General features: G+C 61.9%; 7 protein-coding genes. 2 read left to right on the top strand and 5 right to left on the bottom strand.

Annotated features, from left to right (window positions below; genetic code table 11):
* Window positions 1–27 precede the first annotated feature (27 nt).
* On the bottom strand, window positions 28–1038 hold the full coding sequence (locus APH41_RS09375) for an aldo/keto reductase (protein WP_054918610.1): 1011 nt from the start codon (window positions 1036–1038) through the stop codon (window positions 28–30).
* Window positions 1039–1150: 112 nt separating this feature from the next.
* On the opposite strand from APH41_RS09375, the gene APH41_RS09380 reads away from it, so the two are divergent.
* The gene (locus APH41_RS09380; RefSeq protein ID WP_054918612.1) at window positions 1151–2035 is read left to right on the top strand and encodes a LysR substrate-binding domain-containing protein; all 885 of its coding nucleotides are present in this window, start codon (window positions 1151–1153) and stop codon (window positions 2033–2035) included.
* Window positions 2036–2165: 130 nt separating this feature from the next.
* Here APH41_RS09380 and APH41_RS09385 read toward each other — a convergent pair whose 3' ends face one another.
* From APH41_RS09385 to APH41_RS09395, 3 genes are read right to left on the bottom strand one after another with little or no spacing between them, the layout of a single operon-like run.
* A complete protein-coding gene (locus APH41_RS09385; RefSeq protein WP_034125775.1) occupies window positions 2166–3458 on the bottom strand; it encodes an FAD-binding oxidoreductase in 1293 nt (430 codons plus the stop codon).
* Entirely contained in the window at window positions 3455–4543 is a 1089-nt protein-coding gene (locus APH41_RS09390; RefSeq protein WP_054896568.1) for a polyamine ABC transporter substrate-binding protein, read from the bottom strand. The genes APH41_RS09385 and APH41_RS09390 overlap by 4 nt, the downstream gene beginning before the upstream one ends.
* A gap of 25 nt (window positions 4544–4568) precedes the next feature.
* Complete coding sequence (locus APH41_RS09395) at window positions 4569–5927, bottom strand: glutamine synthetase family protein (protein WP_014718136.1); 1359 nt, start codon at window positions 5925–5927, stop codon at window positions 4569–4571.
* A gap of 137 nt (window positions 5928–6064) precedes the next feature.
* On the opposite strand from APH41_RS09395, the gene APH41_RS09400 reads away from it, so the two are divergent.
* Entirely contained in the window at window positions 6065–6961 is an 897-nt protein-coding gene (locus APH41_RS09400) for a helix-turn-helix domain-containing protein (protein WP_054918614.1), read from the top strand.
* Between the two features lie 59 nt (window positions 6962–7020).
* On the opposite strand, the gene APH41_RS09405 is transcribed toward APH41_RS09400, so the two are convergent.
* On the bottom strand, window positions 7021–7849 hold an 829-nt coding region (locus APH41_RS09405; RefSeq protein WP_054918616.1), incomplete at its 5' end, for an acetoin dehydrogenase dihydrolipoyllysine-residue acetyltransferase subunit.

The raw sequence follows: 7849 nt of genomic DNA on the forward strand, positions 1-7849 counted from the left end.
TTACATCAATCTTCATGCTCAAGCTCCTTAACGTGAGAGAGGCAAAGGTGCACGGTCCGAGATCAAGCGGGCCTCGCGCAACGCCTGCCAGAAGGCTGCTGGAATCTGTTCAGACAACGCCGCGACGTCTTCGGCAATCCGCCCCGGACGACTGGCACCGGGAATCACCGCCGCCACCGCCGGATGCGCCAGTGAAAACTGTAGCGCAGCGGCCTTGATACTGACGCCAAACGCCTGGGCAATCGCCTTGATGTGCTCGACCTTGGCAATGATCGCCGGACCGGCTTGCTGGTATTCAAAGTGCGCACCGCCAGCGAGGATGCCGGAGCTGTACGGGCCACCGACGACGATCTCGACCTGCTGGGCGTGGGCTGCGTCCATCAGGCGCTGCAAGGCGCGGTCGTGGTCCAGCAGCGTATAGCGACCCGCCAGCAGAAAGCCGTCGGGCTGGGCTTCGGCCAGGTCCAGGGTCAACTCGCAAGGCTCGACACGATTGACGCCCAGCCCCCAGGCCTTGATCACTCCTTGCTCGCGCAAACGGGTGAGTACTTTGAAGGCACCAGTGCGGGCCTGGTTGAAGTATTCCAGCCATTGGTCGCCGTAAAAATCCTGGGCGATGTCGTGAACCCACACGATGTCCAGGCGATCGGTTTGCAGGCGTGTCAGGCTGTCTTCAATGGAGCGCAGGGTGGCGTCGGCGCTGTAGTCATTGATTATTTTATTGGGCCGGCCGTGTTCGAATACGCCGCTTTTTTCCCCAAGGTCACGGGCGGTTTCTTCGACTTCATCGAGAATTACCCGGCCAACCTTGGTGCTGAGCACGTAGTCATCGCGGTGATAGTTGGACAGGGCCTGGCCCAAGCGGATTTCCGACAGGCCCGAGCCGTAGAACGGCGCGGTATCGAAGTAACGCACGCCGTGGCTCCAGGCGGCCTCGACGGTGGCCTGGGCTTCTTCTTCGGGGATAGCGCGAAACATATTGCCCAAGGGGGCGGTGCCAAAGCCCAGTACGCCGGGCAGTGTGTCTTTCAAGCTCATGGTGGTTCCTCAATCGGTGCGAGGTCGCTGTGACCGTTGAGCAGATGCTAGATTGCGCAGATCAGACCGCCCAAGACATACTGCGACCAACTTGAGTCCTTGCAGGTCTTACATGATTGATCTACGCCAGTTGCGCTACTTCGAAGTGGTGGCCGAAGAAGAACACGTCGGCCGCGCCGCCGAGCGCTTGCACATTTCCCAATCGCCCCTGAGTCGGCAGATCGCCCAGCTCGAGGAACGCCTGGGCCTTACCCTGTTCGAACGCAGCCAGCAGCGTATCCGCTTGACCCGCGACGGCCAGACTTTCCTGGCCGAAACCAAGGCACTGCTGACCCACGCCAACCGCCTGGAGTCTCTGGGCAAGCGCCTGGGCCGCGGCGAAGAAGGCGGTTTGTGCATCGGTTATATCGAAAACGCCATGCACGCCGGTGTCTTGCCCAATGCCTTGCGCATACTGCGCGACGACCGGCCCGCCGTGCATATCAAGCTGTACAACCTGCCCTCCCTGGAACAACTGGAAGGTTTGCGCCAACGCAGCCTGGACATCGCCCTGGTGAGCGAACCACCTGCCGCCGACGACCCGGACCTGACCGCCTGGCAAGTCCTCGATGACCCGATGCTGCTGGCCCTGCCTGAACAGCATCCGCTGGCTCAACACCCTGAACTGTTGCCCGAACACCTGGCCGACCAACAATGGATCGGCGTGCAGCGCAAACCTGGCGCCAACCCGGCCGATGATTTCGTCGCCGCCTGCATCCGCGCCGGTTTCATCCCGCAGATCCCCATGGAGGCCAGCGAGCCCTTTACTGCATTGGGCCTGGTCGCGTCGGGGCTAGGGGTGGCGATGGTGCAAAAGGGCCTGAGCCGCAACGCTCCACCGGGCGTGGTATTGCGCGAACTGCCGTGGCTGGCCTACACCACACCGCTGTGGGCGGCATGGCACCGCGTTAACTTGAGGCCGTTGGTGGAAACCTTTCGCAAAGTGCTGACCGACTGATCGTTCCCACGCTCCGGTGATCGTTCCCACGCTCCGCGTGGGAATGCATCCCATGACGCTCCGCGTCACTAAACGGCGGGACGCGGAGCGTCCGCGGCGGCGTTCCCACGCAGAGCGTGGGAACGATCAATCAGAGTGCTTCGCGCAACCGATACCACAACATCCCCAACGCCAGCAGTGGCGAGCGCAGCGCCTTGCCACCGGGAAAGGTCATGTGCGGCACCTGGCTGAAAATATCCAGGCCCTGGCTTGCACCCGCGTGTATCCCTTCGGCCAGCAACCGTGCGCACCAGTGCGTCACGTTCAAGCCGTGACCGGAATAGCCTTGGGCATAGAACACGTTGGGGTACTGCTTGAGGCGCCCGACCTGGGGAAAACGGTTGGCGGTAATGCCGATCTTGCCGCCCCACTGGAATTCAATAGCCGTGTTGGCCAACTGCGGGAACACCTTGAGCATTTTCGGGCGCATGTACGCGGCGATGTCCTGGGGGTCGCGCCCCGAGTAGTGGCAGGCGCCACCGAACAACAGACGCCGGTCGGCGGTCAGCCGGTAGTAATCCAGGCCGACTTTCTGGTCGCACAGCGCCAGGTTCTGTGGGATCAACTGCTGGGCCACGGGCTCAGGCAGAGGCTCGGTGGCGATGATGTAGCTGCCCGCCGGCAGTACCTTGCCGCTCAAGCGCGGCTCCAGCTCTTCAAGATGGGCATTGCATGCCAGCACCAGGTTGGCTGCGCGCACGCTTCCGCCTGTGCAGCGCACCCGCACCGTTTCGCCATGGATCAGCTCCAGCACCGGGCTGTGCTCAAAGATACGCACCCCGAGGGCTTCGGCCGCCTGCGCTTCACCCAATATCAGGTTGAGCGGGTGCAGATGTCCGGAACCCATGTCGACCAGGCCGCCGGCATACATAGCAGAGCCCACCACCTGTGCCATGTCTTGTGGGCCGACCAGCCGCGTTTCGTGGGCATACCCCACGGCCGCCAGGTGCGCCTGTTCGCCCTTGAACGCCGCGAACTGCGCCGGAGTATTGGCGAGTTCGCAAAACCCCCAGCGCAGGTCACAGTCGATGCCGTGCTCGGCAATGCGCTGGCCCACCAGGGCGACCGAGTCGATACCGGCCCGCTCCATATAGCGCACGCCCTCCTCGCCCACGTATTTGGCGAACCCGGAGACATCATGGCCAATGCCACGGATCAATTGCCCACCGTTGCGCCCGCTTGCGCCCCAACCGATGCAGCGCGCTTCCAGCAGCACCACCGAGAGCCCGCGCTGGGCCAGTTCGATGGCGGTGTTGACCCCGGTAAAGCCGCCGCCGATCACACACACATCGGCGCTCAGGTCTGCCTCAAGTGCGGGCCGCTGCGCCATGGCATTCGCCGAAGCGCGGTAATAGGACGGGGCGTGTTCATTGGGCTGCATCATCGGTTGGACTTCACTTTGCTCCAGGCGCGGGTCATCACGCGCATGGTCGCCGGCGTAGGCGTGGTGGAGATATAGAGTTTGTCGAGTACGTCCTGGGGCGGGTACACCTCAGGATTGTTCACCAGCTCCGCAGGCATGAACGGCTTGGCGGCCGGGTTGGCGTTGGCATAGCCCACCGAGGTGCTGACCTTGGCAATCACCTCAGGCTCAAGCAGGTCGTTGATGAACGCATGGGCTTCTTTAGGGTTGCTCGCATCGGCCGGAATCGCCAACAGGTCGAACCACAGGTTGGAGCCTTCCTTGGGGATCGAGTACGCAATGTTCACCCCGTTCTTGGCTTCCTTGGCGCGGTTGGCGGCCTGGAACACGTCGCCGGAATAACCGAAGGCCACGCAGATATTGCCGTTGGCCAGATCCGAGATGTACTTGGAAGAGTGGAAATAGGTGATGTACGGCCGCAGCGTCAGCAGCTTGGCTTCGGCCTGCTTGTAGTCCTCGGCATTCTCGCTGCGTGGGTCCTTGCCCATGTAGTTGAGGATCGCCGGGAACAGCTCATCCGCTGAATCGAGGAAGGCCACGCCGCACTCATGCAGCTTCTTGATATTTTCCGGTTCAAACAGCACCGCCCACGAATCGATGCGGTCGATACCCAGCACTTGCTTGACCTTGTCGACGTTGTAGCCAATGCCATTGGTGCCCCACAGGTATGGCACCGAGTGCGCATTACCGGGGTCGTTCTGTTCCAGTAACTTCAGCAGCTTGGGGTCCAGGTTTTTGAAGTTGGGCAACTGCGCACGGTCAAGCTTGAGAAACGCACCGGCCTTCACCTGGCGTGCCAGGAAATGGTTGGACGGCACCACCACGTCATACCCGGTGCGCCCGGCCAGCAACTTGCCCTCCAGGGTTTCGTTGGAGTCGAACACATCGTAGATCACCTTGATGCCGGTCTTGGCCTGGAAGTCCGCCAAGGTGGTCTCGCCAATGTAATCGGTCCAGTTGTAGACACTCACCGTCGGCGCCGCCTGGCCGGCACTGCTGAACGCCGCGACCAGGGCCAGTGGAAGAAGCTTGTTCACAAGACGCATATCGTCACCCCTCTTATGCTTGTTTTCAGACGCTCAACAGCAGGAACTCACGCTCCCACGAACTGATCACCCGCTTGAAATTCTCATGCTCGGCACGCTTGACCGCGACATAGCCGCGCACGAACTTCTCCCCCAGGTACTGCTTGACCGTGTCGCAATCCTCCATGCGCGCCAGCGCATCTTCGAGGGTGAACGGCAGGCGCAGGTTGCGGCGTTCATAGGCGCGGCCTTCCACCGGGGCACTGGGTTCGATGTGCTCGATCATGCCCAGGTAGCCACACAACAAGCTGGCAGCAATCGCCAGGTAAGGATTGGCATCGGCGCCCGGCAGGCGGTTTTCCACGCGCATCGCCTCCGGGCTGGAAGTGGGTACGCGCAGGCCGACGGTGCGGTTCTCTTCGCCCCATTCGACGTTGACCGGCGCCGAGGTGTCCGGCAAAAAACGCCGAAACGAGTTCACGTTGGGTGCAAACATCGGCAGCAGCTTGGGGATGTACTTCTGCAGGCCGCCGATGTGATGCAGGAACAACGGGCTCATGTTGCCGTCGGCATCGACGAACACCGGTTTGCCGGTGGCGATTTCGACCACGCTCTGGTGCAGGTGCATGGCGCTGCCGGGCTCGTCGGCCACCGGCTTGGCCATGAAGGTGGCGGCGACGTTGTGCTTGAGGGCGGCCTCGCGCAAGGTGCGCTTGAACACCGTGATCTGGTCGGCCAGGTCCAGGGCGTCGCCATGGCGAAAGTTGATTTCCATCTGCGCCGGGCCGTCTTCGTGGATCAGCGTATCGAGGTCCAGACCCTGGGCTTCGCACCAGTCGTAGACGTCTTCGAACAGCGGGTCGAATTCGTTGGCGGCATCGATCGAGAACGACTGGCGCCCGGTTTCGGCGCGGCCCGAGCGACCGATGGGAGTTTTCAACGGCAGGTCCGGATCTTCGCAGCGCTGGGTCAGGTAGAACTCCATTTCCGGCGCGACAATCGGCTGCCAGCCTTGGTCGGTGTAGAGCTGCAGGACTTTCTTCAACACATTGCGAGGCGACAGTTCGATGGGGTTGCCCTGCTTATCGAAGGTGTCGTGGATCACGATGGCGGTGGGCTCGATGGCCCACGGCACCACGTAAGTGGCGTTGGCGACCGGGCGGCAGATCATGTCGATATCGGCCGGGTCCAGCAGGTCGTAATAGATATCGTCGTCGACAAAGTCCCCGGTTACCGTTTGCAGCAACACACTTTCCGGCAGGCGCATGCCTCGCTCATGCAGGAACTTGTTGGTGGGTGCGATCTTGCCGCGTGCGATGCCAGTCAAGTCACTGATCACGCATTCGACTTCGGTAATCTTGTGTTCTTTCAGCCAGGTGGACAGCTGATCGAAGGGGGCGTTCATAAGGACCTCGTCTTGGGTGGGATGCGACGCCGGCTTGTACTCCCAGCGCATTGAGGTCTATCTTGGGCCAGCCTTGAAACGGCATCTATCCACTTTGCACGCGGCACAACGCACCAATAGAGTGCGCACGGATCACCATGACACAGGCAACCGCTTTGCGCGTACAGGCCTTCGCCACCGGCGATGTGGCCGCCCAATGCAGTGCGACACCCGGCTGGGTGCAGCAGTACCAGCAGATGTCCCCCGGGCATTTTGCCGGGCGGGTGCGCTACCTCGACCTGCACGGGGTGCAGGTGTACGAAGAGTGCATGAACACCCGGGTGGAGCAGCATTTCAACGCACCTGCCGGCGCCCTGGCGTTCTGTTTCGACGCCAGTGACGACGCGCTGTACCTGCTCAATGGCGAAAGCCGCAACACCTGGATCACCCCGGAAAACTACCGCGAAGTGGCCGTAGTGTTCGGCCCGCAGTTCGTCCAGCGCCAGGGCCTGGATATAGCCAAGCTCGAAGGCTTGTTCATGGCACCGCTGACCTGTCGGCAAAATGCGCTGTTCACTCGCTGGCTGAGCGGCACCCTTACGCGCCTGTCGGCACTGACCGACCCCATCAGCCGCGATGCCCTCACCCAGCAACTGCTCGACGACTGCCTGTTTATCCTCGATAACGCCTGCGTGTGCCTGGACGGCAGTTCATTGCAAAAGCGCAATGAAGAACGCCAATTGATGGCGCGCATCGGCGAATGGGCGGCGGATGCACCGGATGAAACCGCCAACCTGTTGGAACTGGCGCAGATTGCGGGTGTGCCGTTGCGCCAATTGCAGCAAGGGTTCAAGACCTACACGGGGATGAGCCCGGCGCAGTGGTTAAGGTTGCGTCGGTTGAACGGGGCGCGGCGGGAGTTGCTGAGCACGACCGACACCACGGTGGCCGAGGTCGCGATGAATTGGTCGTTCTGGCATTTGGGGCGGTTTTCAAACAGCTACCGGGCGCTTTTTCAGGAGCTGCCCAGCGAAACCCTGAAACGCTCCAGCTGAAAAAACACGCTTGACCTTGTGGGAGGGACAGACCAAACCGTCCCTCCCTTGAACCTCAATCAGGGCTGCGCGTTCAAAAAAGTGGAGATCAGTTGATTGACCTGCTCCGCCGCCTCCAGCTGCACCATATGCCCCTGCCCCGGCAATACATGCACCTGAGCCTGCAGCCCTTGGGCGTGACTTGCCGGGATGATCGCGTCGTCACTGCCCCAGATCACCAGGCTCGGCTGGCGGCCCACCTCGCTGCGAAGATCCAGCATCTGCCGCCCGCCATCGAACAGCCTGTGATCGAGCTGGCGCAACGCTTGATCCACCCCTTCCAGGCGCTTGAATTTGAGCATGTCCTCCAGCATCTGCCGCGTCACCAGCGCAGGGTTACTGAACAGTTGAGTCAATGGCGGCTTGAGCGCGTTACGGTTGTTGGCTTCGACAAAACCTCGCAGGTAATCGCCGTTGATATCGGCACCCAGACCGGCGCTGGCGATCAAGGTGATGGAGGCGATACGTGCAGGCGCCAGGCTGGCGACGGTGAGGGTCACCAGCCCACCCATGGAGTGGCCGGCCAAATGCACACGGTCGAGCGCCAAATGGTCGAGCAATGCCAGTACGGCGTGACTGAGTTCGGCAGCGTCTCCCGTTTGCAGAGACTTGCCCGACTCCCCGTGCCCCGGCAGGTCCAGGGCAATCACCCGGCGTTCGGCGGCCAGGGCCGGTTGATTGAACAGCCAGTTGTTCAGATCGCCCCCGAAGCCGTGCACCAACACCAGCGGCGTGCCGCCCTCGCCCATGTCCAGATAACGCAGCAAGCGCCCGCCTACCTCGACTTTTTGTGCGCTGGGGCCGGCCTCTTCGGCTTCGGCGGCACTGGAGACGAACCCTGCGTTGAAG

It is taken from the genome of Pseudomonas sp. NBRC 111138, assembly GCF_001320835.1.
GTDB lineage: Bacteria > Pseudomonadota > Gammaproteobacteria > Pseudomonadales > Pseudomonadaceae > Aquipseudomonas > Aquipseudomonas paracarnis.

Excerpts from the sequence above, each read along its gene's own strand:
- APH41_RS09375 (WP_054918610.1), bottom strand. The coding sequence starts at position 1,038 with ATGAGCTTGAAAGACACACTGCCCGGCGTACTGGGCTTTGGCACCGCC.
- APH41_RS09395 (WP_014718136.1), bottom strand. The coding sequence starts at position 5,927 with ATGAACGCCCCCTTCGATCAGCTGTCCACCTGGCTGAAAGAACACAAG.
- APH41_RS09385 (WP_034125775.1), bottom strand. The coding sequence starts at position 3,458 with ATGATGCAGCCCAATGAACACGCCCCGTCCTATTACCGCGCTTCGGCG.
- APH41_RS09380 (WP_054918612.1), top strand. The coding sequence starts at position 1,151 with ATGATTGATCTACGCCAGTTGCGCTACTTCGAAGTGGTGGCCGAAGAA.
- APH41_RS09390 (WP_054896568.1), bottom strand. The coding sequence starts at position 4,543 with ATGCGTCTTGTGAACAAGCTTCTTCCACTGGCCCTGGTCGCGGCGTTC.
- APH41_RS09400 (WP_054918614.1), top strand. The coding sequence starts at position 6,065 with ATGACACAGGCAACCGCTTTGCGCGTACAGGCCTTCGCCACCGGCGAT.